Source organism: Pseudomonas sp. CFBP 13710 (genome assembly GCF_014842235.1).
GTDB lineage: Bacteria > Pseudomonadota > Gammaproteobacteria > Pseudomonadales > Pseudomonadaceae > Aquipseudomonas > Aquipseudomonas baltica.
In genome coordinates this window covers 535941-558883 of record NZ_JACYVJ010000002.1, presented here as the reverse complement: position 1 = coordinate 558883, position 22943 = coordinate 535941, and the positions used below count along the sequence as shown (strand labels likewise).

At 62.3% G+C, this 22943-nt stretch carries 18 protein-coding genes and 1 pseudogene; 9 read left to right on the top strand and 10 right to left on the bottom strand.

Annotated features, from left to right (window positions below; genetic code table 11):
* Positions 1 to 152 precede the first annotated feature (152 nt).
* Positions 153 to 1277 carry a GNAT family N-acetyltransferase gene (locus IFT44_RS07150; protein ID WP_192175650.1) on the bottom strand — a complete coding sequence of 375 codons (1125 nt, stop codon included), beginning with the start codon at positions 1275 to 1277 and terminating at the stop codon, positions 153 to 155.
* Positions 1278 to 1555: 278 nt separating this feature from the next.
* Here IFT44_RS07150 and IFT44_RS07145 point away from each other — a divergent pair, with 278 nt between their 5' ends.
* Positions 1556 to 2839, top strand: coding sequence for a putative porin (locus tag IFT44_RS07145; protein WP_192053818.1), 1284 nt, complete (start codon positions 1556 to 1558; stop codon positions 2837 to 2839).
* A gap of 82 nt (positions 2840 to 2921) precedes the next feature.
* Here the strand turns inward: IFT44_RS07145 and IFT44_RS07140 are convergent, their stop codons facing one another.
* From IFT44_RS07140 to fadD2, 4 genes are all read right to left on the bottom strand, one after another.
* Positions 2922 to 4043 (bottom strand): beta-ketoacyl-ACP synthase III, encoded by a 1122-nt coding sequence (locus IFT44_RS07140; protein WP_192175649.1) that lies wholly within the window; start codon positions 4041 to 4043, stop codon positions 2922 to 2924.
* 76 nt (positions 4044 to 4119) lie between these two features.
* The gene (gene hrpA / locus IFT44_RS07135; RefSeq protein WP_192175648.1) at positions 4120 to 8031 is read right to left on the bottom strand and encodes an ATP-dependent RNA helicase HrpA; all 3912 of its coding nucleotides are present in this window, start codon (positions 8029 to 8031) and stop codon (positions 4120 to 4122) included.
* A gap of 101 nt (positions 8032 to 8132) precedes the next feature.
* On the bottom strand, positions 8133 to 9830 hold the full coding sequence (fadD1, locus tag IFT44_RS07130) for a long-chain-fatty-acid--CoA ligase FadD1 (protein WP_122479235.1): 1698 nt from the start codon (positions 9828 to 9830) through the stop codon (positions 8133 to 8135).
* 270 nt (positions 9831 to 10100) lie between these two features.
* A complete protein-coding gene (gene fadD2 / locus IFT44_RS07125) occupies positions 10101 to 11786 on the bottom strand; it encodes a long-chain-fatty-acid--CoA ligase FadD2 (protein WP_192136913.1) in 1686 nt (561 codons plus the stop codon).
* Between the two features lie 164 nt (positions 11787 to 11950).
* Between fadD2 and IFT44_RS07120 the strand changes: the two genes are divergently transcribed.
* Entirely contained in the window at positions 11951 to 12421 is a 471-nt protein-coding gene (locus IFT44_RS07120; RefSeq protein WP_043187336.1) for a MaoC family dehydratase, read from the top strand.
* Positions 12422 to 12428: 7 nt separating this feature from the next.
* Here IFT44_RS07120 and IFT44_RS07115 read toward each other — a convergent pair whose 3' ends face one another.
* Complete coding sequence (locus tag IFT44_RS07115) at positions 12429 to 12593, bottom strand: hypothetical protein (RefSeq protein WP_163007605.1); 165 nt, start codon at positions 12591 to 12593, stop codon at positions 12429 to 12431.
* Positions 12594 to 12653: 60 nt separating this feature from the next.
* Complete coding sequence (locus tag IFT44_RS07110; RefSeq protein WP_122479237.1) at positions 12654 to 12980, bottom strand: aspartate-semialdehyde dehydrogenase; 327 nt, start codon at positions 12978 to 12980, stop codon at positions 12654 to 12656.
* 190 nt (positions 12981 to 13170) lie between these two features.
* On the opposite strand from IFT44_RS07110, the gene metG reads away from it, so the two are divergent.
* The 4 genes and pseudogenes from metG to IFT44_RS07090 all read left to right on the top strand — a co-directional run bounded on the left by metG (position 13171) and on the right by IFT44_RS07090 (position 17116).
* Entirely contained in the window at positions 13171 to 15222 is a 2052-nt protein-coding gene (gene metG, locus IFT44_RS07105) for a methionine--tRNA ligase (protein WP_192175647.1), read from the top strand.
* A 107-nt stretch (positions 15223 to 15329) separates the two neighbouring features.
* Positions 15330 to 16157 (top strand): annotated as a pseudogene (locus IFT44_RS07100) (RnfABCDGE type electron transport complex subunit B); the annotation flags it as partial.
* 34 nt (positions 16158 to 16191) lie between these two features.
* A complete protein-coding gene (gene nth, locus IFT44_RS07095; protein WP_192175645.1) occupies positions 16192 to 16830 on the top strand; it encodes an endonuclease III in 639 nt (212 codons plus the stop codon).
* A 106-nt stretch (positions 16831 to 16936) separates the two neighbouring features.
* On the top strand, positions 16937 to 17116 hold the full coding sequence (locus tag IFT44_RS07090; RefSeq protein ID WP_192175644.1) for a PA3496 family putative envelope integrity protein: 180 nt from the start codon (positions 16937 to 16939) through the stop codon (positions 17114 to 17116).
* A 21-nt stretch (positions 17117 to 17137) separates the two neighbouring features.
* On the opposite strand, the gene IFT44_RS07085 is transcribed toward IFT44_RS07090, so the two are convergent.
* Positions 17138 to 17764 (bottom strand): response regulator transcription factor, encoded by a 627-nt coding sequence (locus IFT44_RS07085; RefSeq protein ID WP_122479241.1) that lies wholly within the window; start codon positions 17762 to 17764, stop codon positions 17138 to 17140.
* 470 nt (positions 17765 to 18234) lie between these two features.
* On the opposite strand from IFT44_RS07085, the gene IFT44_RS07080 reads away from it, so the two are divergent.
* Positions 18235 to 18783 carry a hypothetical protein gene (locus tag IFT44_RS07080; RefSeq protein WP_122479242.1) on the top strand — a complete coding sequence of 183 codons (549 nt, stop codon included), beginning with the start codon at positions 18235 to 18237 and terminating at the stop codon, positions 18781 to 18783.
* A 53-nt stretch (positions 18784 to 18836) separates the two neighbouring features.
* On the opposite strand, the gene IFT44_RS07075 is transcribed toward IFT44_RS07080, so the two are convergent.
* Both IFT44_RS07075 and IFT44_RS07070 read right to left on the bottom strand, forming a co-directional pair.
* The gene (locus IFT44_RS07075; RefSeq protein ID WP_122479243.1) at positions 18837 to 20054 is read right to left on the bottom strand and encodes an argininosuccinate synthase; all 1218 of its coding nucleotides are present in this window, start codon (positions 20052 to 20054) and stop codon (positions 18837 to 18839) included.
* Between the two features lie 96 nt (positions 20055 to 20150).
* Positions 20151 to 21074: a flagellar protein MotY gene (locus tag IFT44_RS07070; RefSeq protein WP_122479244.1), complete on the bottom strand. Its 924-nt coding sequence runs from the start codon at positions 21072 to 21074 to the stop codon at positions 20151 to 20153.
* A 130-nt stretch (positions 21075 to 21204) separates the two neighbouring features.
* Here IFT44_RS07070 and pyrC point away from each other — a divergent pair, with 130 nt between their 5' ends.
* Positions 21205 to 22251: a dihydroorotase gene (pyrC, locus tag IFT44_RS07065; RefSeq protein ID WP_122479245.1), complete on the top strand. Its 1047-nt coding sequence runs from the start codon at positions 21205 to 21207 to the stop codon at positions 22249 to 22251.
* Positions 22248 to 22922, top strand: coding sequence for a ribonuclease T (rnt, locus tag IFT44_RS07060; protein WP_122479246.1), 675 nt, complete (start codon positions 22248 to 22250; stop codon positions 22920 to 22922). The genes pyrC and rnt overlap by 4 nt, the downstream gene beginning before the upstream one ends.
* Positions 22923 to 22943: the final 21 nt, after the last annotated feature.

Sequence of the window (22943 nt, the reverse complement as noted above, 5' to 3'; positions counted from 1 at the left end):
CGGTCTGCCAGACACACCTCAGTGCACCCTTCGCGGCCACTGACCGCTCCCACAGTTGATCGCATGACCGCATGTCACACCCACCCCCTTGTAGGAGCGGTCATCGGCCGCGAAAGGCGCGCCGCGATGCATCAGGCATACCCGTGGAATGTTCAGGCCTGCCGATACGGCAAGGCTTCCCGTGCCTGCTCGGCGTAGGCCAGCACCCCTGCCCGCTCGGCCTGCAGAAAATTCTCCACCGCATCGCGCAACCCAGGATGGCGCAGGTAGTGCCATGAGCGCGTGATCACCGGCTCGAAACCCCGAATCAGCTTGTGTTCGCCTTGCGCCCCCGCATCGAAACGTTTCATGCCGTGGGCGATGGCATAGTCCATGCCCTGATAGAAGCAGGTTTCGAAGTGCAAGCGGTCATACTCGGCCAGGCAGCCCCAATAACGGCCGTAGAAACTGCCCCCACCCACCAGGCTGAAAGCCATGGCCACCGGACGCCGCTCGTGAGTCGCCAGCACCAGGCGAATCGCCTCGGGCATCCGTTCGGCCAAAAGGCTGAAAAAATCCCGGGTCAGGTACGGCGAACGCCCGCGTACCAAGTACGTATTGGCATAACACGCATAGACGAAATCCCATTCGGCTTCGCTCACCTGCGCGCCTTCGCGCCATTCGAACTCGATACCCTGGGCTCGCACCTGCTCCCGCTCCTTGCGCATCTGCTTGCGCTTGCGCGAGCTCAGTGCGTCGAGAAAATCATCGAAGTCCCGATAGCCTCTGTTGTGCCAGTGATACTGGCAACCCAACCGCTCCATCCAGCCCTGCTCGGCCCTCAACAGTTCATCGAGAGCGGGGTCGGTGAAATTGACGTGGGCACCACTGAGGCCTTCCAGCTCCAGATAGCCCGGCACACAGCGCAGCAGCTCGACCCCGTCCCCAGGGAGACGCGCAAGCAGTCGCGGACCACTCACCGGACTGAAGGGCACCGCGCCAAGCAGCTTGGGGTAATAGTCGATACCGGCGCGCTCGCAAGCGTCGGCCCAGCCGTGATCGAACACGTACTCCCCGTAGGAATGCCACTTGCGGTAGCTGGGCAACGCCGCCACCAGCCGCCCTTCTTCGATCTGCACCAGGTGCTCGGGCGCCCAGCCCGAGCGCTCGCCCAGGCTGCCGCTGTCCTCCAGCGCGCTGAGAAAAGCATGCCGCAGGAACGGCTGCGGTTCAGGCAGCAGCGCGTCCCACTGCGCGGCGTCGATGGCGGACAAGCTGGCAGCTACATGCAGCGGCATCGGTAGGGCTCCAATTGACGGGACGTGCCGCCCAGTATCGCGCAGGCTCTCGTCGCGGTCACCCGCGAATACGGTGCCATCACTCGGCAAAGGCTCTGGCTCAAGCTATTCAGTCATTTCAGTGTCATCGCTAAGCCATTGTTCTGACATTATTTTGTCATCACCCCTCGCAATACTTGCGCCAGTTTTCCGGGGTCAGCCACGCCGTCTGCCAGGCGCGTCCGGAAGTACTTTCAGGCTCGGCGCTTGCCGGCCTTTTTTGCGATAGGGAGAATGTCATGCGTCGTGTTTCAACACTCACCAAGGTCAGCCTGAGCGCCACCGTCCTCATGGCCATCAGCACCCAGGCCAGTGCCGCGGTCGATGCCAAGCTGCTCGACATGCTGCGCGCCAATGGCTCGATCAACGCTGCGCAATACGCCGAATTGAAGACCGAGCTAGACGGTGAGAAACAGGCCCAGCAAGTGGCCGCCGCCGAACAATCGAAGAAGATGAGCGCGTTCGACCAGAAAGTCGCCTGGGCCGCAAAGACACAGATCAAGGGCGACGTACGCCTGCGCCACGAAAGCATCAACGTCGATGGCGAGCGCGATGGTTCCAGCGGCGACCGCAACCAGGACCGCCAGCGCATCCGCGCCCGCATCGGCGTCTACAGTGAAATCAACCCACAGGTCGATGCCGGCATCCGCGTCGCCACCGGCAGCAGCGCCGACGCCCGCTCCACCAACCAGAGCCTGGACGGCGCCTTCAGCAAGAAATCCATCTGGCTCGACCAGGCTTACCTGGACTGGCACCCTACCGCCATCAAGGACCTGCACCTGATCGGCGGCAAGATGAGCCAACCCTGGGTCAGCATGGGCGACGTGATCTGGGACGGCGACATCAACCCCGAGGGCGTAGCCGCCACCTACAAGCTGCCTCTGGGCGGCGCTGAGCTGTTCGGCAGCACGGGCTACTACGTACTGACCGACAACATCGACGGCGAAGGTCGCCAGTTCGAGCACGACCTGCGCATGTACACCGGCCAGGCCGGCGCGCGCTTTGCGCTGGGCGACAACGTCAAGATGACCCTGGGCGGCAGCGTCTATTCCTACGACAATGACAACGCCACCAACGCCGCCGCCGTGCTGGCCGTCAACGGCAACGCCTCCACCGAATTCACCCTGTACGAAGGCTTTGGTCAACTGGACATCACCGGCCTGCCGTTGCCGCTGTCGGTCTATGGTCAGTACGTGGTCAACGGTGATGCCGAAGCCACCGCTCTGGTCGGCAAGCAGGACACTGCCTGGCTGGCCGGCTTCAAGACCAAGTTTGCCGGCTTCGGCCTGGACTACAACTACCGCGACGTGCAGCGCAACGCCGTGGTGGGGGCTTTCACCGACTCCGACTTCGCCAACGGCTTCACCGGCTCACGCGGCCACAAGGTCAAGCTGGGCTACGAAATCGACAAGAACTTCGCCGTGGGTGCCACCTACTTCCTGGCCGAATCCGACGTTGCCAGCCGGACCCGCACCGATGCCGACGTGAACACCCTGCAACTGGACCTGGAAGCCAAGTTCTAACTCCACATCGCCCTACTGAAAAAGGCGCAACGTGCGAGTTCATCGCAGGTTGCGCCTTTTTCACTGGTGTTGCGGCAGTCGATCAGCGCTTGCGCAGAATCACGCTGCCGATGGAGTAGCCTGCGCCGAAGGAGCTCAACACCCCGAGCGAGCCTGGCGCCAGATCATCCTGATGGGTGTGCAAGGCAATCACCGATCCCGCCGAACTGGTATTGGCATACCGGTCGAGAATCACCGGCGCCTCGTCGACGCTGGCGTCGCGGCCAAGCAGCTTCTTCACGATCAAGTGATTCATGCTCAGGTTGGCCTGATGCAGCCAGAAGCGCCTGACGCTTTGCACGGCAATGTCGTTCTGCGCCAAATGGGCGCTGATCAGTTCGGCAACCATCGGGCAGACTTCCTTGAACACCTTGCGGCCTTCCTGCACGAACAGCTTGTCGTCGCCTCCTGCCCCCAACGCTTCGGCCCGATTGAGGAAACCGAAGTTGTTGCGGATATTGTTGGAGAACTGCGTCTGCAGACGGGTGCTGACGATGTCGAACTGGTTCGTCGAAGTGGCCAGGTCTGCCCGTTCCACCAATACGGCCGTTGCTGCATCGCCGAAGATGAAGTGGCTGTCGCGGTCGCGGAAATTCAAGTGCCCGGTGCAGATCTCCGGGCTCACCACCAGCACCGCGCGCGCCTGCCCCAACTGAACGCTGTTACTGGCCTGCTGAATGCCGAAGGTGGCCGAGGAACAGGCCACGTTCATGTCGAAGCCGAAACCCTGGATACCCAGTGCCTGCTGCACTTCGATCGCCACTGCCGGGTAGGGACGCTGCAGGTTGGAACAGGCGACGATCACCGCGTCGACATCGGCGGCCGTGCGGCCAGCCCGCTGCAAGGCCTGCTCGGCGGCTGCGACCGCCATCTGGCACAGAATCGACTGCTCGTCGTTACCGCGTTCAGGCAGGTGCGGTTTCATCCGCTGCGGATCGAGAATCCCGGCCTTGTCCATGACGAAGCGGCTCTTGATGCCGCTGGCCTTCTCGATGAAAGCCGCGCTGGACGGCGCCAGCGCCTGTGCATCGCCACGCTCGATGGCGGCGGCGTTGTCTGCATTGAACGCTTCGACGTAGTGGTTGAAAGACTCGACCAGCTCTTCGTTGGAGATGCTCTGGGCCGGCGTATACAGGCCGGTGCCGCTGATGACGACGTTATGCACGCTCGTTCCTCTATTGTTAGGGGCAACTCATTCAAATGGACGCCACGCAGGCCCAGGTCAATCGACCGGGGCAGATTCAAGCGTCCACTGCGCTCCACTGCTTGCTCAAGCGCTTGTCCGATACCGGCACCTTGGTGCCCAACTGCTGCGCGAACAGCGACACTCGATACTCCTCCAGCAGCCAGCGGTAGGCCGCCAGCTGTGGATCACGCTTGCCTTCCTGGCCATGCTTGTTCAGGCGTGCCTGATACTGGCTCCAGAGATTGGACAGCTCACCGCTCCAGACCCGGTCTTTCTGCACCTGGCTGGGCAGTTTCTCCAAGCGTAGCTCGACAGCCTTGAGCAGGCGCGGCATTTCCTTGAGCCACGCCGCGGGGGTGTCGCGCACAAAACCGGGATAGACCAGATTGCCCAGTTGCTGCTTGATATCGTTCAACGCCACGGCATGGGTCAGATCGATCTTGCCCTTGAAGCGCTTCTGCAAACCGTGCCACAACTTGAGAATATCCAGGGTCAAGCGCGCCAGACGCTCGGCATGCTCCGTCCAGGCACCACGCTTGCGTTCGGCCAGTGCTGCCAGTGCCACACCATCGCGCGGCAGGCTGGCCTCGCCCTCGAGCACGCAGCTGTCGAGGCTGGCCAGCAGAATATCCTCGACCAAGGCTTCGACACGGCCCAGTTCGCGGTACAACAGGCCCAGCTCGGTCTGGCCCGGCAACTTGCCGCGCAGGAACTTGGCAGGCTCGGCCAATTGCTGCAGCAACAGGCGCTGCAGGGCGCGGCGATGCTGGTATTTGGCTTCGGCCGCTGTCGAGAAGCGCCCTTCCTTGACCGTACCACCCTCTTCGACCAATGCGGGATACACCGTCATCGACAGTCCGGCGATGTTCTGCTGGGTAGTCTGCTCGACCTTGGCGAACGCCTTGGCCTGCACCGGTTGCTGGCTCTTGGCCGTGCTCGGCACGGCCAACGCCGCGCTGCTGGCCTCGGCGAAGCGCGCGGTCAGCTCGGCCAGGTCACGCCCTTCACCCAGAAACTTGCCCTGGCCGTCGAGCACTTCGATGTTCATGCGCAGATGGCTGTCGACCTGCTGGGCCGCCTCGGCCCACGCCTCGTCGCTGACGCGCGCGCCGGTCATGCGCAGCAATTCGCCCCCCAGCGCCTGCGGCAACGAGCCTGCGCCGAACGTCAGGCGTGCGAGCGCTGCGCGAACGAAGTCCGGCACCGGCACGAAGTTCTTGCGCAAGGCCTTGGGCAGGTTGCGCACCAGCGAAATGCATTTGGCTTCCAGCAACCCCGGCACCAGCCACTCCAGACGCTCACCCGGCAACGCGGGCAACAGCGGCGCGGGCACGCACAAAGTGACACCATCGCGCGGGTGATTGGGCTCGAAGTGGTAGCTCAACTGCAGGCTCAGGTCGCCCAGCCGCAGGGTGTCCGGGTACTGCGCGGCAGTGACTTCGCTCGCCTCGCGGGCCAGTACGTCCTCTTCGCGCATGATCAGCAGATCGGGTTGTTTCTGACTGTTGACCTTGTACCAGCTGTCGAAGGTCGCGGTCTGGTGAATCTCGGCAGGAAGGCGTGCCTCATAGAAGCCGTAGAGGGTTTCTTCGTCGGCGAGAATGTCGCGGCGGCGGGCCTTGGCTTCCAGCTCGTCGAGTTGCTCGAGTAGCAGGCGATTGGCCGTCAGGCACTTGGCCCGCGACTGGATCTCGCCACGTACCAAGCCTTCGCGGATAAACAGCTCGCGTGACGTCACCGGGTCAATGGGGCCGAAATGCACCGGGCGCCGGCCAACCACGATCATGCCGTAGAGCGTGATCTGCTCGAACGCCACCACTTGGCCGCGCTTCTTCTCCCAGTGCGGTTCGAAATGGTTCTTCTTGATCAGATGCCCGGCCAGCGGTTCGATCCAGTCAGGTTCGATCTTGGCGACCATGCGCGCATACAGCTTGGTCGTCTCGACCAGCTCGGCGGCCATCAGCCACTGAGGCTTCTTGCGCCCCATGCCCGAGGACGGGTGGACCCAGAAGCGACGCTGGCGTGCGCCCAGGTAGTCGCCGTCTTCGGTCTTCTGGCCGATCTGACTGAGCAGGCCGGACAGCACCGCCTTGTGGAACCTGGGATAGTCCGCAGCGTCCTTGTTCACTTCCAGCTGCAGGTCACGGCAGATCAGGCTCAGTTGCCGATGCGCATCGCGCCATTCGCGCAGGCGCAGGTAATTGAGGAACTGTTTGCGGCACCAGTTGCGCAATGCGCTTGCGCCCAGCTCCTGGCGCTGGGTTTCGAAACCGCGCCACAGATTGACCAGCGCGGCGAAGTCCGAATCGGCATCCTTCCATTGCGCATGCGCCTGGTCGGCAGCCTGCTGCCGCTCGGGCGGGCGCTCGCGCGGGTCCTGCACCGAGAGCACGCTGGCAATGATCAAGACTTCCTGCAGGCTGCCCTGGCGCGCGCCCTCGAGCAGCATGCGCCCCAGCCGCGGGTCGATCGGCAACCGGGCCAACTGGCGGCCCATGGGCGTGAGCTGGTTCTCGCGGTTGACCGCGGACAACTCCTGCAAAAGATTGAAGCCATCGCTGATAGCCTTGCCATCAGGCGGCTCGATGAACGGAAACTGGTCGATTTCGCCCAGGCGCAGGTGCAGCATCTGCAGAATCACCGCCGCAAGGTTCGTGCGCAGGATTTCCGGATCGGTGAATTCGGGGCGCGAGAGAAAATCCTCTTCGCTGTACAGGCGGATGCAGATGCCCGGCTCGACCCGGCCACAGCGACCCTTGCGCTGGTTGGCGCTGGCCTGGGACACCGCCTCGATCGGCAGGCGCTGGACCTTGGCACGGTAGCTGTAGCGACTGATGCGTGCGGTGCCGCTGTCGATCACGTAGCGAATGCCTGGCACGGTCAGCGACGTTTCCGCCACGTTGGTGGCCAAAACCACACGGCGCCCGGGATGGGACTGAAAGATGCGCTGCTGCTCGGCCGGCGACAGGCGCGCGTACAGCGGCAAAATTTCCGTGTGCCGCAGCTGCGCCTTGCGCAGCATGTCGGCGGCATCGCGAATCTCGCGCTCGCCGGGCAGGAACACCAGCACGTCGCCCGGCGTCTTGCGCTCGCTGCGCTCGAAGGCGGCGATTTCGTCGAGCGTCGCCAGGATCGCCTGGTCGACGGTCAGGTCGTTCTCGATCTGATTGCCTTCCTCGTCCTGCTCGGCAGTGAGCGGCCGATACCAAGTGTCCACCGGGAAGGTCCGCCCGGACACCTCGATGATCGGCGCGTCGTCGAAGTGCTCGGAGAAACGCTGCAGATCGATGGTGGCCGAGGTGATGATGACCTTGAGGTCGGGCCGTCGTGGCAGCAGGGTCTTCAGGTAGCCCAGCAGAAAATCGATGTTGAGGCTGCGTTCGTGCGCTTCGTCGACGATGATGGTGTCATAGCGTTCGAGGAAGCGGTCGTGCTGGGTCTCGGCCAGCAGGATGCCATCAGTCATCAGCTTGACCAGGGTATTGGCATCGCTCTGGTCTTCGAAGCGCACCTGATAGCCAACCAACCCGCCCAACGGCGTGGCCAATTCCTCGGCGACCCGACTGGCCACGCTGCGCGCGGCGATCCGGCGCGGTTGGGTATGAGCGATCAGACCATGCTGGCCGCGGCCCATTTCCAGGCAGATCTTGGGCAACTGGGTGGTCTTGCCCGAGCCGGTTTCACCGGCAATGATCAGCACCTGGTGCTCGGCGAGGATTTTCTTGATCTCGTCGCGCTTGGCGGCAATCGGCAGGCTGTCGTCGTAGCGCACGTTTGGCACGCTCAGCCGACGCGCCTGGACGCGGGCGAACGAGGCCTGGACTTTCTCGACCCATTGGCCAAGCTTCGCCTCGTCAGGACGCTTGCGCAGTTCGTGCAACTGTCTGCGCAGGCGGTGACGGTCGCCGATCATGGCCTGGTCGAGGTTTTTCAGAAGCTGGTCAATCGAAACGGTTTGGTCGGTCATCAGGTACGCAGAGGTCTTGGTGGGGTACGTCGAAGGTTACACCCCGCGATTGTCGCAGATTTGCGGGGGTTGTGTCGGCAGCCCCCGGAGCTGGACAGAGATCAGGCCGATTTCTTGATGCCCAGTTTCTTCAGTTCTTCGTCGCGCAGTTCACGCCGCAGGATCTTGCCCACGTTGGTGGTCGGCAGCACGTCGCGGAATTCCACCGTGCGCGGCACCTTGTAGCCGGTGACGTTGGCACGCATGTGCTCCATGACCTTCTCCTTGGTCAGGGTGACACCCGGCTTGGCCACGACGAAGATCTTGATCGACTCGCCGGACTTTTCGTCCGGTATGCCGATGGCGGCACACTGCAGCACGCCCGGCAGGGTCGCAAGGACATCCTCCAGCTCGTTGGGGTACACGTTGAAACCGGAGACCAGGATCATGTCCTTCTTGCGATCGACGATACGCATGTAGCCGTCGGGCTGTATCAGTGCGATGTCGCCGGTCTTCAGCCAGCCCTGGGCATCGAGGATCTCGGCGGTGGCGTCCTGGCGCTGCCAGTAGCCCTTCATGACCTGTGGACCCTTGATGCACAACTCGCCGATTTCGCCCAACGGCAGCTCTTCGCCCGCATCGTTGATGATCTTGGCCAGGGTGGACGGTACTGGAATGCCGATGGTGCCGATCTGGATGCGCTGGTTGGGGTTCACCGAGGCGACCGGGCTGGTTTCGGTCATGCCATAGCCCTCGCAGATGGCACAGCCCGTCACCTCTTTCCAGCGTTCGGCGGCCGCCAGCTGCAGGGCCATGCCCCCCGACAGGGTTACTTTCAATGCCGAGAAGTCGAGCTTGCGGAACGCATCGTTGTTGCACAGGGCCACGAACAGCGTGTTGAGCCCGACGAAGCCGCTGAACTTCCACTTGGAAAGCTCCTTGACCATCGCCTGCAGGTCGCGCGGATTGCTGATCAGCACGTTGTGGTTGCCGATCAGCATCATTGCCATGCAATGAAAGGTGAAGGCATAGATGTGGTAGAGCGGCAGCGGCGTGATCAGCACTTCGCAGCCTTCATCGAGGTTGGCGCCCATCAAGGCCTTGCACTGCAGCATGTTGGCGACCAGGTTGCGGTGGGTGAGCATCGCCCCCTTGGCCACCCCGGTGGTACCGCCGGTATATTGCAGCACCGCTACTTCCGAGCTGGCCGGATTGGCCTCGGTGACGGCCTGGCCGCGACCCTTGCTCAACACGTCGTTGAACTTCACCGCACGCGGCAGGTGATAGGCCGGGACCATTTTCTTCACGTACCTGATCACGCTGTTGACCAGCAGTCGCTTGAGCGGTGGCAGCAGGTCGGCGACTTCGGTGACGATGACGTGGCGCACGGCCGTTTTGGGCACGACCTTTTCTGCCAGGTGCGCCATGTTGGCCAGGCAGACCAGGGCCTTGGCGCCGGAGTCCTTGAACTGGTGTTCCATTTCCCGCGCGGTGTACAGCGGGTTGGTATTGACCACCACCAGGCCTGCGCGAATGGCACCGAAGACCGCAACCGGATACTGCAGGACGTTGGGCAACTGCACCGCAATGCGATCACCCGGCACCAGGTCGGTGTGCTGCTGCAGGTACGCGGCAAAGGCACCGGACAGCTCATAGAGCTCGCCGTAGCTGAGGGTCTTGCCCAGATTGGTGAACGCCGGCTTGTCGGCGAAGCGCTGGCAGGACTGCTTGAGCACCGCCTGGATATTGGGATACATGTCTGGATCGATATCCGCCGCGATTCCAGCCGGATACTTATCCTTCCAGAAATTTTCGATCATGGAAGCCCACTCCTCCAGCGCCAGCGAATCTTCACCGCATTCGATGCGATTATTATTGATATGTCAGCACGACCGCTACAGGTCCGAATGCCGAAAAGCGCGCCGAGAGTAGCAGCTTTGCCATAAGGCGACTAGAGGCCGAAGGTGGCTCGCCGGTAACCATTGTGACCGGATCGTCAATTCCGGTCACACCCGATTTCACAGGACGCAGGCCAGCAGGCGTCAGCGTTCGCGGGCTGTGACACCAAGGCCTGGCGCCTGCATTGCGCGTCACTCGTCGCGCAGCTCACGCCGCAGGATCTTGCCCACGGGCGTCATCGGCAGGGCATCGCGCAGGACAATTTCCCGTGGCAGCTTGTAGCCGGTGAAATTGGCCTTGCAGTAGGCCATCAGCTCGGTCGTGGTCAGTTGCGGATCCCGAGCCACGACGAACAGCTTGACCGCCTCGCCTGAGCGCGCGTCCGCCACGCCAATGGCCGCGCAGTTGGCCACTTGCGGATGGGCCATGACCACGTCCTCGATCTCGTTGGGATAGACGTTGAAACCGGACACGATGATCAGGTCTTTCTTGCGATCGACGATGCGCACGTAGCCATCGGGATCTATGACGGCGATGTCGCCGGTCTTGAACCAGCCTTGCGCGTCCAGCGCCTCGGCGGTCGCCTCGGGCTGCTGCCAGTAGCCGCGCATCACCTGGGGCCCCTGGATGCACAGCTCGCCCCGCTCGCCCAACGGCAACTCGCAGCCCTGCTCGTCGATCACCTTCAACGCCGTGCCAACCACAGGAATACCCACGCTGCCGATGCGCGCGCTCTGGCCATACGGGTTGGTGCAGGCCACCGGCGAAGTCTCGGTCAGGCCATAGCCTTCGACGATGCGGCAGCCGGTAAGGCTTTCCCAGCGTTCGGCAGTGGCCTTGACCAAAGCCGTGCCGCCGGAGTTGGTCACTTTGAGGCGGGAGAAGTCCAGCGAACGGAACTGCGGGTGCTCCATCAATGCCACGAACAGCGTGTTCAGGCCCAGCAGCGCGGTGAACCGCCATTTTTTCAGCTCCTTGATGAAGGCACCGATATCGCGGGGGTTGCTGATCAGCACGTTATGGTTGCCGGTGACCATCATGCACAGGCAGTTCGCGGTGAACGCATACACGTGGTACAGCGGCAGCGGCGCGATCATCACCTCGTGGCCTTGCTGCAGGATCGTCTGCCCCTGTTCGTCGAGCTGATGGAAACACGCCCGTACCTGCTGCATGTTGGCGACCAGATTGCCATGGGTGAGCATGGCGCCCTTGGCCAGGCCAGTGGTGCCGCCGGTGTACTGCAGCACCGCGAGGTCTTCGAGGGTCGGCGCTACCGGACGTGGCGCAAGCTCTGCGCCTCGCGCCAGAACCGTCTTGAACGACGCCGCCTGGGGTAGATGGTAGGCAGGCACGCGCTTCTTCACCTTGCTCACCAGCGTGTTGACCAGCCAACCCTTGGCAGTGGGCATCAGATCGCCCAGGCGGGCTTCGATCAGGTAGTGCAGCGTGGTGTCCGGCAGCACCTGTTCGACCTTGTCGCCGAACAGGTTGAGGTAGACCAGCGCCCGCGCGCCGGAATCGCGGAACTGATGGCGCATTTCCCGCACGGTATATAGAGGGTTGGTATTGACCACGACCAGGCCCGCGCGCAGCGCGCCGAACACCGCGATCGGGTACTGCAGGACATTGGGCAACTGCACGGCGATGCGATCGCCGGGGACCAGATCGGTGTGCTGCTGCAACCAGCTGGCAAAAGCGCTGCAGTGCCGGTCGAGCTCGGCGTAGGTCAGGGTAACGCCCATGTTGCTGAAGGCCGGACGATCGGCAAAGGTGCTGCAGGAGCGGTCGAACACATCGACAATGGACGTGAATTCATCGACGGGGAGCGTGTGGGGCACGCCCGGTGGGCGCTTGTCGTTCCAGAAATCAGGATGCATTATTATTGTCCTCTGATTCGAAGCCCGCCCGGCCATTGCGCCTGCGGTATGCTGCCGACGTTAGCAGCTGCCGCAACCGACGCAAATGCGCACGACCCCGCTGTTAACATCGTGAATCTATTTGACGCGGCCACGACCGTCGCCAAGCCAAGGACCCACCGCTCATGACCCAAGTCACCAATACCCCGTACGAAGCGCTCGAGGTCGGCCAGACCGCCAGCTTCAGCAAGACCGTGCAGGAACGCGACATCCAGCTGTTCGCCGCCATGTCGGGCGACCACAACCCGGTGCACCTCGACGCAGAATTCGCCGCCAGCAGCATGTTCAAGGAACGCATCGCCCATGGCATGTTCAGTGGTGCGCTGATCAGCGCCGCAGTGGCATGCGAGCTGCCAGGGCCCGGCACCATCTACCTGGGCCAGCAGATGAGCTTCCAGAAGCCGGTGAAACTGGGCGACACCCTGACCGTGCGCCTGGAAATCCTCGAGAAACTGCCCAAGTTCCGCGTCCGCATTGCCACTCGCGTGTTCAATCAGCGCGATGAACTGGTGGTCGACGGCGAGGCGGAAATTCTTGCGCCACGCAAGCAGCAGACCGTGACCCTGGTCAGCCCGCCACCCATCAGCATCGGCTGAAGGGCCTTCAGCGCTTCTTCGGCTTCTTGGCTTTCTTCCCGGCCTTGGCCTGGGCCAGTGGCAGCGCCTGTTCGAATGCCTGACGCATTTCGTTGAGGCGCTTGTCCTTGAGGTCATGGATGCGCTTGCCGCGTTCGCTGGCAAAATCGATCAGGTTGTCGTCTTGGCTCATGGCAGTGTCGGGTCGGATGGCGAAAGGATGGTCCATGATGCAGCGCGCGAACGGCTCTGACTAGACCTGGATATCGACCCACAGCCCTTGGCGCGGCGGGTCCTCGACCAAAGGCGCCACCGGAACCGTATTGTCGGCGTTGAGCGAGTCACCCGGCACCGGCGTGTGCTCGTCGGGGTCTGGCTGCCGGCCCTCACGCTGGCGTCGTCGCTGCTCCTCGCGCAGGAGCAGGGCGGTCTGGTCGGCATCGTGATGGCGCAGGTCGATGGCGGTTTCGTTCGAGCCGGGCTGGGCTGGCGCGACCGGCGCGATGCTGGGCGTGGACTTGACCGGGTCCAGTTGCGAGGTCACCGGCACGACGCTGATCGGGATCAGGGGCGGAATCATGAGGGAAGTCTCCTAATCTCAGGTTGTCGGCCGTCCTCGCAGCGACTTGAGGCATTTTGTCGCATTGGCATGATCGCACTGACGCGGACGGATCACCGAACGCTGCTCGCAAGCCCTGACAACAGGTGAAAAAATCCCTTGGCCCCTTTATAGTGTTCGGTCTTCGTTTCACTTCCAGTAGCCGAGCCCCATGTCCGAGCCACGCAAGATTCTCGTCACCAGCGCCCTGCCCTATGCCAACGGTTCCATCCACCTTGGCCATATGCTGGAGTACATCCAGACCGATATGTGGGTGCGCTTCCAGAAGCATCGCGGCAATCAGTGCGTCTATGTCTGTGCAGATGACGCCCATGGCTCGGCCATCATGCTGCGCGCGGAAAAGGAAGGCATCACGCCGGAACAGCTGATCGCCAACGTCAAGGCCGAGCACAGCGCCGACTTCGCCGACTTCCTGGTGGACTTCGACAATTTCCACTCCACCCACTGTGAAGAAAACCGCGAGCTGTCGAGCGAGATCTACCTGAAACTGCGCGAAGCCGGTCATATTGCCCAGCGTTCGGTCACCCAGTACTTCGACCCGCAGAAGCAGATGTTCCTGGCCGACCGCTTCATCAAGGGCACCTGTCCCAAGTGTGCGGCAGCCGACCAGTACGGCGACAACTGCGAAAAGTGCGGCGCCACCTACGCACCCACCGAGCTCAAGGATCCGAAGTCGGCGATCTCGGGCGCCACGCCCGTACTCAAGGATTCCCAGCACTTCTTCTTCAAGTTGCCTGACTTCCAGCAGATGCTCGAAGGCTGGACTCGCAGCGGCACCTTGCAGGACGCAGTGGCCAACAAGATCGCCGAGTGGCTCGATGCCGGCCTGCAGGAGTGGGACATTTCCCGCGACGCGCCGTATTTCGGCTTCGAGATTCCCGGCGAGCCAGGCAAGTATTTCTACGTGTGGCTGGATGCGCCGATCGGCTACATGGCCAGCTTCAAGAACCTCTGCGCCCGCCGCCCCGAACTCGACTTCGATGCGTACTGGGGCAAGGATTCGACGGCAGAGCTGTACCACTTCATCGGCAAGGACATCATCAACTTCCATGCGCTGTTCTGGCCAGCCATGCTCGAAGGCGCCGGCTACCGCAAGCCGACCGCGCTGAACGTGCACGGCTTCCTCACGGTCAATGGCGAGAAGATGTCCAAGTCGCGCGGCACCTTCATCAAGGCCCGTACCTACCTGGATCACCTGGCACCCGAATACCTGCGCTACTACTTCGCATCGAAGCTGGGCCGTGGCGTGGACGACCTGGACGTCAACCTCGATGACTTCGTGCAGAAGGTCAACTCCGACCTGGTGGGCAAGGTGGTCAACATCGCCAGCCGCTGCGCCGGTTTCGTCCACAAGGGCAACGACGGCGTGCTGGTCACCGTCAATGCCGCGCCGGAGCTGACCCAGGCGTTCCTCGATGCGACGCCAAGCATCGCCGAAGCCTATGAAGTCCGCGACTTCGCCCGTGCCATGCGCGAAATCATGGCACTGGCCGACCGTGCCAACGCCTGGATTGCCGAGAAAGCGCCGTGGTCGCTGGCCAAGCAGGAAGGCCGCGGCGACGAGGTACAGGCCGTCTGTGCGGTGGGCATCAACCTGTTCCGTCAGCTGATCATCTTCCTCAAGCCGGTATTGCCCGAGCTGGCCCGCGAAGCCGAACGCTTCCTCAATGTCGAACCCCTGGGCTGGGACGACCATGCCACTTGGCTCGCCGACCATCGACTCAACCCGTTCCAGGCCTTGATGACCCGTATCGACCTGGTCAAGGTGCAGGCGATGACCGATGCCTCCAAGCAAGACCTCGCCGCTGCCCAGGACCCTGTCGCGCCTGCGCCCGCCACTGGCAACGGTGAGCTGACCAAGGAGCCACTGGCCGCCGAGATCGACTTCGACGCCTTCGCTGCGGTCGACCTGCGTGTCGCGCTGATCCTCAAGGCCGAAGCGGTGGAAGGCGCAGACAAGCTGCTGCGTTTGACCCTGGACATCGGCGATGAACAGCGCAACGTCTTCTCCGGGATCAAGAGCGCCTATCCTGACCCGGCCGCGCTGGAAGGTCGATTGACCATGATGATTGCCAACCTCAAGCCTCGCAAGATGCGCTTCGGCATCTCCGAAGGCATGGTCATGGCAGCGGGCCCTGGCGGCGAAGAAATCTACCTGCTCAGCCCCGACAGCGGCGCCAAGCCCGGCCAGCGCATCAAATAGGTCCGCGGCTCGCGCACCCTGCCCGTCATCTTCAGCGCATGACGACGGGCCAGGCTGCTGCCAACGTCACCCTTGCCATCTGCCCTCATCCGCACTCCGGCCGGCCCATGACCCTGATCCAACGCATCGACGCATTGCTGCCGCAGACTCAATGCGGCAAATGTGGCCATGCCGGCTGCAAGCCCTACGCGGCCGGTATTGCCGCCGGTGAACCGATCAACCGTTGCCCGCCAGGGGGTGATGCGACCATCGTCGCCCTGGCGCAGTTGCTGCAGTTGCTGCAGTTGCCGGTACTGGCACCGGACCCGGAACGCGGCACGGCACCCGCCCAGGTCGCCTACATACGCGAGGCGGAATGCATCGGCTGTACCAAATGCATTCAAGCCTGCCCGGTGGACGCCATTCTCGGCGCGGCCAAGTTGATGCACAGCGTACTGGCAGACGAATGCACGGGTTGCGACCTGTGCGTGGCGCCCTGCCCCGTCGACTGCATCGAGATGCGCCCGGTGCCGACATCGGCCTTCACGTCGCTGGCGAACGACCCTTCGTGCAGTCCCGAACAGCAACGCGCTCGGCTGCGAAAGCGCGACCAGGCCCGACAACGCTACCAGTCCCGCAACGAGCGCTTGCAACGGGTCGAGACTGCTCGACAGGCCGAGCGAGCGCCAAGGCCCCTGCGTTCAGCGACCGTTGCGCTAGCGCAGGGCCCAGCCCTGTCGGCACTCGAACGGATCAAGGCAGCGAAGGCGGCCAAGGCCAGCGGTGGCGATAGCGCCCTGAAACAGGCGAAGATTGCCGTGGCCATGACCCGCGCACAGCTGGTGAAAACCCGGAAGGCTTTCGTGACCCCGCCAACATTCGAGCAATTCCTCGTGCTCGACACCTTGGGCCGCGAGCATGAGGCCGCCGAACGTCAGCTCGCCGCACTGCAAACACTCTAGCCCGGCCTGCCAAGGATCTATTCACCCGATGAACGCGACGAAACGCCAGGAAATCTTCCGTCGGCTGCACGAAGACAATCCAGAGCCCAAGACGGAACTGGCCTATGGGTCTGCCTTCGAGCTGCTGATCGCCGTCATTCTCTCTGCACAATCCACTGACGTGGGCGTGAACAAGGCCACCGCGAAACTATTCCCCGTCGCACCGACTCCCCAGGCGATCCATGCGCTGGGCGTCGAAGGGCTGTCGAGCTACATCAAGACCATTGGCCTGTACAACAGCAAGGCGCGCAATGTCATCGAAACCTGCCGCCTGCTCGTGGAACGGCACGACGGCCAGGTGCCGCAGACCCGCGAAGCTCTCGAAGCGCTGCCTGGCGTTGGACGCAAGACCGCCAACGTGGTGCTTAATACGGCGTTTCGGCAACTGACCATGGCCGTCGACACTCACATATTTCGTGTCAGCAACCGCACCGGGATCGCGCCGGGGAAAAACGTGGTCGAGGTCGAGCAGAAACTGATGAAGTTCGTGCCCCGCGCGTACCTGCTCGACTCGCACCACTGGCTGATCCTGCACGGACGCTACGTTTGTCAGGCGCGAAAGCCCCGCTGTGGTAGCTGTCGCATCGAAGACCTGTGTGAATACAAGCACAAGACCAGCGACGATTGAGGTTGCCTGTAAGAGCTCAGCTCTCGATTGAAAAAATCTTTTTTACGCCGTCTTCGAATATCGCTATAAGGTCCGCCATTGGCAGCACATGCCTGGAGCTGACATCATGAGTACCGATAACGAAGTGCTGGAAACGGAAGACGACTTCACCGCCGTAGAAAGTGAAGAAGCCGAGCCCGTCGTCGAGCCCGTCAAGAGCAATCTGAGCAAGCGCCGTACGATCGATAACCTGCTCGAGGAAAAACGTCTGCAACGGCAGTTGGCTGACTACGATTTCGATATATAGGCCACATGGCTTGCCTGCAGATCAGGCCAACCCATTGCGCTGAGCCAACTCGATCAGGTCGACGAGCGAGCGAGCATTGAGTTTCTGCAGCAGGCGCGTCTTGTAGGTACTCACGGTCTTGTTGCTGAGGAACATGCCGTCGGCGATCTGCTTGTTCGACTTGCCCTTGGCCAATTGCTGCAACACCATCATTTCTCGCCCGGACAGGCGATCCACCATATCGGCTTCCGAGGCATTGCCCAGGCTCGCTCGCACCGAGTGCAACGCCTGATTGGGGAAATAGCTGTAGCCGGACAATACGGCCTTGATCGCACTGAGCAGTTCGGTGAGGTCCTGCTGTTTGCACACGTAGCCCGCCGCACCTGCCTGCATGCAACGCATGGAGAAATGCCCCGGTGCCTGCGAAGTCAGCACCAGCACCTTGAGCTGAGGCTCGCTGACCGTGAGCCGACCGATGACTTCCAGCCCGTCGAGCTTGGGAATACCGATATCGAGAATGACGATGTCCGGGGCGTGGTCACGGGCCAGTTGCAACGCGTCGACGCCGTTGTCGGTCTCGGCCACTACCTCGTAGCCGTGGCGCTCCATCAGCAACCGCACGGCGAGGCGGATGACCGGATGGTCGTCCACGATCAGCACTTTATTCATGGGAAGATCCAATTTTCGCTGTTCGAATTCTAGAGCCCGCACATTACCCCAGACAACTGCCGCCTTGGACGATAGAGAATCTGGGCAGGCAATAACTAAGACACTTCCTACAACACCCGACGAATATTCCTACATATTAAGCCGGTGAAAATTTCTGTACAGTGTTTGGCGGCATCGAGCTCTGCTTATAAAACCAAGGAGCAGGAGCATTGCATAATTGACCAGCCGCTTCAATTGAGCCGTGCACCTCGAACCGGCCAAGCTGTTGCAGGATAAATACCGGCAATCGATCTACACAACTTCAGCTGGAAAACACCGGGCCAGAGCCTTGGCGACCGCGTGCAGCGGCGCATGCCCGTGGGCACCACGACAGCGGCAGGCAGATAACTATGCATCCTGCGCGGCCCGGCGACCCTACTACTATCGTTGGCCCAGCAACTACCGGCCGGACACGGCCCTGCGAGGCACACGTGGCTAACAAGAAGATCACCCGTCCCAATCCGCTGGGCGTCATCGCGCTGTTCACGGCCATGGTCGAGGCATCGGCCTTGGCGAGCCTGCCGTTTCTGGACGACACCAGCCAGACCATCTATATATGGTTTCTGGTAGGCTTTCCAACTTTCCTGGCCATTCTTTTCTTTGCAACGCTCAACTTCAATCGACGTGCACTTTACTCGCCCTCGGACTTCGAGAGTTCAGCGTATTTTCTTGAAAGTCTCGACAACGAAGTGGACGCTTATAAATACCGAGCCGATAACCGGGTACGCCTGGCGCACAATGATCTGCATATCATCGACACCAGCACGTTGCCCACGCGCACCCGCGTGGCAGCCCATCTGGAACGGCTGGCTGATATTCTGGAAACGCGCAAGCACGTCCGACCGTTATTGATCGTGCTGGTGGGCCAGGCTGCACCGCCACCCTTGCCCAGTGCACTGGTCACGCGCCTGACCGGACTGCATTGCCAAGTGGCGGCGCTACAGCCCGGTCGTTTGAAGTGGACGGTACTGCTGAGCTGATCGATAAAAAAAACCCCGGTCGAAACCGGGGTTGCCGACACGCCTGCGCTGTATCAGAACAGCGTGCGGCCCTTGTTGGCGGCAATGCGCATGCGCAGCGCGTTGAGCTTGATGAAGCCTGCGGCATCGGCCTGGTTATAGGCGCCACCGTCTTCCTCGAAGGTCGCAATGTTGGCGTCGAACAGCGAGTCATCGGACTTGCGACCGGTAACGATCACATTGCCCTTGTACAGCTTGAGTCGAACCACACCGTTCACGTTGACCTGGGAGGCGTCGATCATCTGTTGCAGCATCAGACGTTCAGGACTCCACCAGTAGCCGGTGTAGATCAAGCTGGCGTACTTGGGCATCAGCTCGTCCTTGAGGTGGGCCACTTCGCGATCCAGGGTGATGGATTCGATCGCACGGTGGGCGCGCAGCATGATGGTGCCGCCCGGAGTTTCGTAGCAACCACGGGACTTCATCCCCACGTAGCGGTTCTCGACGATATCCAGGCGGCCGATGCCGTGCTCGCCGCCGATGCGATTCAGCGTCGCCAGCACGGTCGCGGGGGTCATGTCGACGCCATCCAGCGCGACGATGTCACCATTGCGGAAGGTCAGCTCCAGGTACTGTGGGGTGTCCGGGGCGTTCTCCGGCGAGACGGTCCAACGCCACATATCTTCTTCGTGCTCGGTCCAGGTGTCTTCCAGCACACCGCCCTCGTAGGAAATGTGCAGCAGGTTGGCGTCCATCGAGTACGGCGATTTCTTCTTGCCGTGGCGCTCGATCGGAATGTTGTGCTTTTCGGCGTAGTCCATCAGCTTTTCACGGGAGAGCAGATCCCATTCACGCCATGGTGCGATGACCTTGACGCCGGGCTTGAGTGCATAGGCGCCCAGTTCGAAGCGCACCTGGTCGTTGCCCTTGCCGGTGGCGCCGTGGGAAATGGCATCAGCACCGGTTTCATTGGCGATTTCGATCAGGCGCTTGGCGATCAGCGGACGAGCGATGGACGTACCCAACAGGTACTCGCCTTCGTAAACGGTGTTGGCGCGAAACATCGGGAACACGAAGTCACGCACGAATTCTTCGCGCAGATCGTCGATGTAGATTTCTTTCACGCCCATGGCCTGTGCCTTGGCGCGGGCCGGTTCGACCTCTTCGCCCTGACCCAGGTCGGCAGTGAAGGTCACCACTTCACAGTTATAAGTATCCTGCAGCCACTTGAGGATCACCGAAGTGTCCAGGCCGCCGGAATACGCCAGAACGACCTTGTTTACGTCCGCCATGCCATCACTCCACGGGTTCTACGGAAAGCCGTCGATTCTACCGCCCAAGGCCGCGAATTTACAGGGGCGCGACAGCTTTGGTTGAACAAGCGACAATCACAAAGGCTTGGCAGGGGGTTTTTCCGTGGCCAGAACGGCGGGCGAATCGGTAGCTGGGGTGACGTTCGGGGCCGCTTCGGCTCGGCTCAACTCAATGCTCACACGGCGGTTGCGCGCCCGATTGGCAGCTGTGTTGTTGGTCACCAGCGGGTAGCTTTCGCCATGGAAGCGCAAGGTGATCTGGCTGTCGCTCAAGCCATGGGCCAGCAGGTATTCCTGCACGGCCATGGCCCGACGCCTGGACAGATCGCGATTGACCAGGCGGTTGCCGCTGTTGTCCGAGTGCCCGTCGAGCTGAACGTGATTGACGCTCGGATCGGCCTTCATGAAAGCCAGCAGCTTGTCCAGGCGCGCCTTGGCCGCCCCATCGAGCTCGAGGTTGCGGGGAAAGCCTACTTCGCTCAGGCGGATCTGGTCGTAGTTCATCGGCAGCAACTTTGCTGCACAGGCCTGGTACTCGCCGAAAGCCTGGCCGAAACGCGCCGAGAGCAGGCGGATCTCCACCGGCTGGCCGCCTCCGGACTGGCTGCGTACCAGGGTCATGCGACCCTCGAGCAGGCCATTGATCAAGCCGCTGGCCTGGCTTTGCGAGCTGGTGAGCAGAGCTTCGCCATGGCCCAGGCGTACGCTGCCCAGATTGATGTCGCCGCGACCGGGTTGCCACGGTGCCGCAGCCGCAATCAGCGTGGCAGAACCCGTGCCCAGCAGGCGGCTGGCGGAAGTCAGGCGAAACACGGCCTGCTCGCCGGCACGGCGGACGAATTCGGCCGAACCGAAATTGGTCACCGGCTGGCCCAGGCGGCATTCGAACTGGTCACCCGCGACCTTCCACTCGACGTTCTCCAGACGGGTCTGGAAATTCATCGCCAGGGCCGGAAGGCTGGCAAACACACTGAGCAGGGCAATATAACGCTGGCGCACGACAGGCTCCACGGGTTCGAACAGGGTACTTCCAAGGTATCGGACATGGCCTGCAAAACTTGATAGCGGATGCCGTGCACGGCGTTTTCCGGTAGCATTCGCGGCGAGTTCGAACCGCCTGGAATCCCCAATGTCCGACCGCCTGACCCTTCTGCGTCCCGACGACTGGCACATTCATCTTCGTGATGGTGCCGTGCTGCCGCATACCGTGGCCGATGTATCGCGAATCTTCGCCCGCGCCATCGTCATGCCCAACCTGGTACCGCCGGTGCGCACCGCCGCCGAAGCCGATGCCTATCGCCAGCGCATCCTTGCCGCACGCCCTGCAGGCAGCGCCTTCGAACCGCTGATGACCTTGTACCTGACCGATCGCACCAGCGCTGCCGACATCCGCGCCGCCAAGGCCAGCGGCTTCGTCAAGGCGGCTAAGATGTACCCGGCCGGCGCCACTACCAATTCCGATTCCGGGGTGACCAGCCTGGACAACATCACCGAGGCGCTCGAAGCCCTCAGCGATGCCGGCATGCCGCTGCTGATCCACGGCGAGGTCACCCGTGGTGATGTCGACGTGTTCGACCGCGAAAAGATCTTCATCGACGAGCACATGCGCCGGCTGGTAGAGCGCTTTCCCGCGCTCAAGGTGGTGTTCGAGCACATCACCACGGCCGAGGCTGCCGAATTCGTCAAGGCCGCGCCGGCCAATGTCGCGGCGACCATCACCCCGCAGCACCTGCTGTACAACCGCAACCACATGCTGGTGGGCGGCATCCGCCCGCACTTCTATTGCCTGCCGATTCTCAAGCGCAATACGCACCAGGTTGCCTTGCTCGACGCAGCCACCAGCGGCAGCACCAAGTTCTTCCTGGGCACCGATTCGGCGCCCCACGCGCAGCATGCCAAGGAGGCGGCCTGTGGCTGCGCCGGCTGCTACAGCGCCTTCGCCGGTATCGAGCTGTACGCCGAGGCGTTCGAGCAGCGTGATGCGCTGGACAAGCTGGAAGGCTTCGCCAGCCTGCATGGCCCGGACTTCTACGGTCTGCCGCGCAACACCGACACCATTACCCTGGTCCGCGACGAGTGGACCGCCCCAACCAGCCTGCCATTCGGTGAGCAGGTAGTCATCCCGCTGCGCGCCGGTGAAAAACTGCGCTGGCGCCTGCTGGAGAAAGATGCGTGAGTGAAGACAACTACGACGACGAAGACACGGGCGGTTCGGGCACTGGCTCGCGCCATCCCATGGCCGCACGTTTTCGCGGCTACCTGCCGGTAGTCGTGGACGTGGAGACGGGCGGCTTCAACTGCGCCACCGACGCCCTGCTGGAAATCGCCGCAACGACCATCGGCATGGACGAGAAAGGCTTCGTCTTTGCCGACCATACCTACTTCTTCCGCGTCGAGCCGTTCGAGGGGGCCAACGTCGAGGCCGCTGCGCTGGAGTTCACCGGCATCAAGCTGGACCACCCCCTGCGCATGGCCGTCAGCGAAGAGACAGCGCTGACCGACATCTTCCGCGGCATCCGCAAGGCGCTGAAGGCCAACGGTTGCAAGCGCGCGATCCTGGTGGGCCACAACAGCAGTTTCGACCTCGGCTTTCTCAATGCCGCGGTTGCGCGTACCGAAATGAAACGCAACCCGTTCCATCCCTTTTCCAGCTTCGACACCGCTACCCTGGCAGGGCTTGCCTACGGCCAGACCGTCCTGGCCAAGGCGTGCCAGGCCGCCGATATCGATTTCGACGGGCGCGAGGCTCACTCGGCTCGCTACGACACGGAGAAGACCGCCGAGCTGTTCTGCGGCATCGTCAATCGCTGGAAGCAGATGGGCGGCTGGCAGGATTTCAACGATTGAACCGGTGCAGCAGGGAACGTC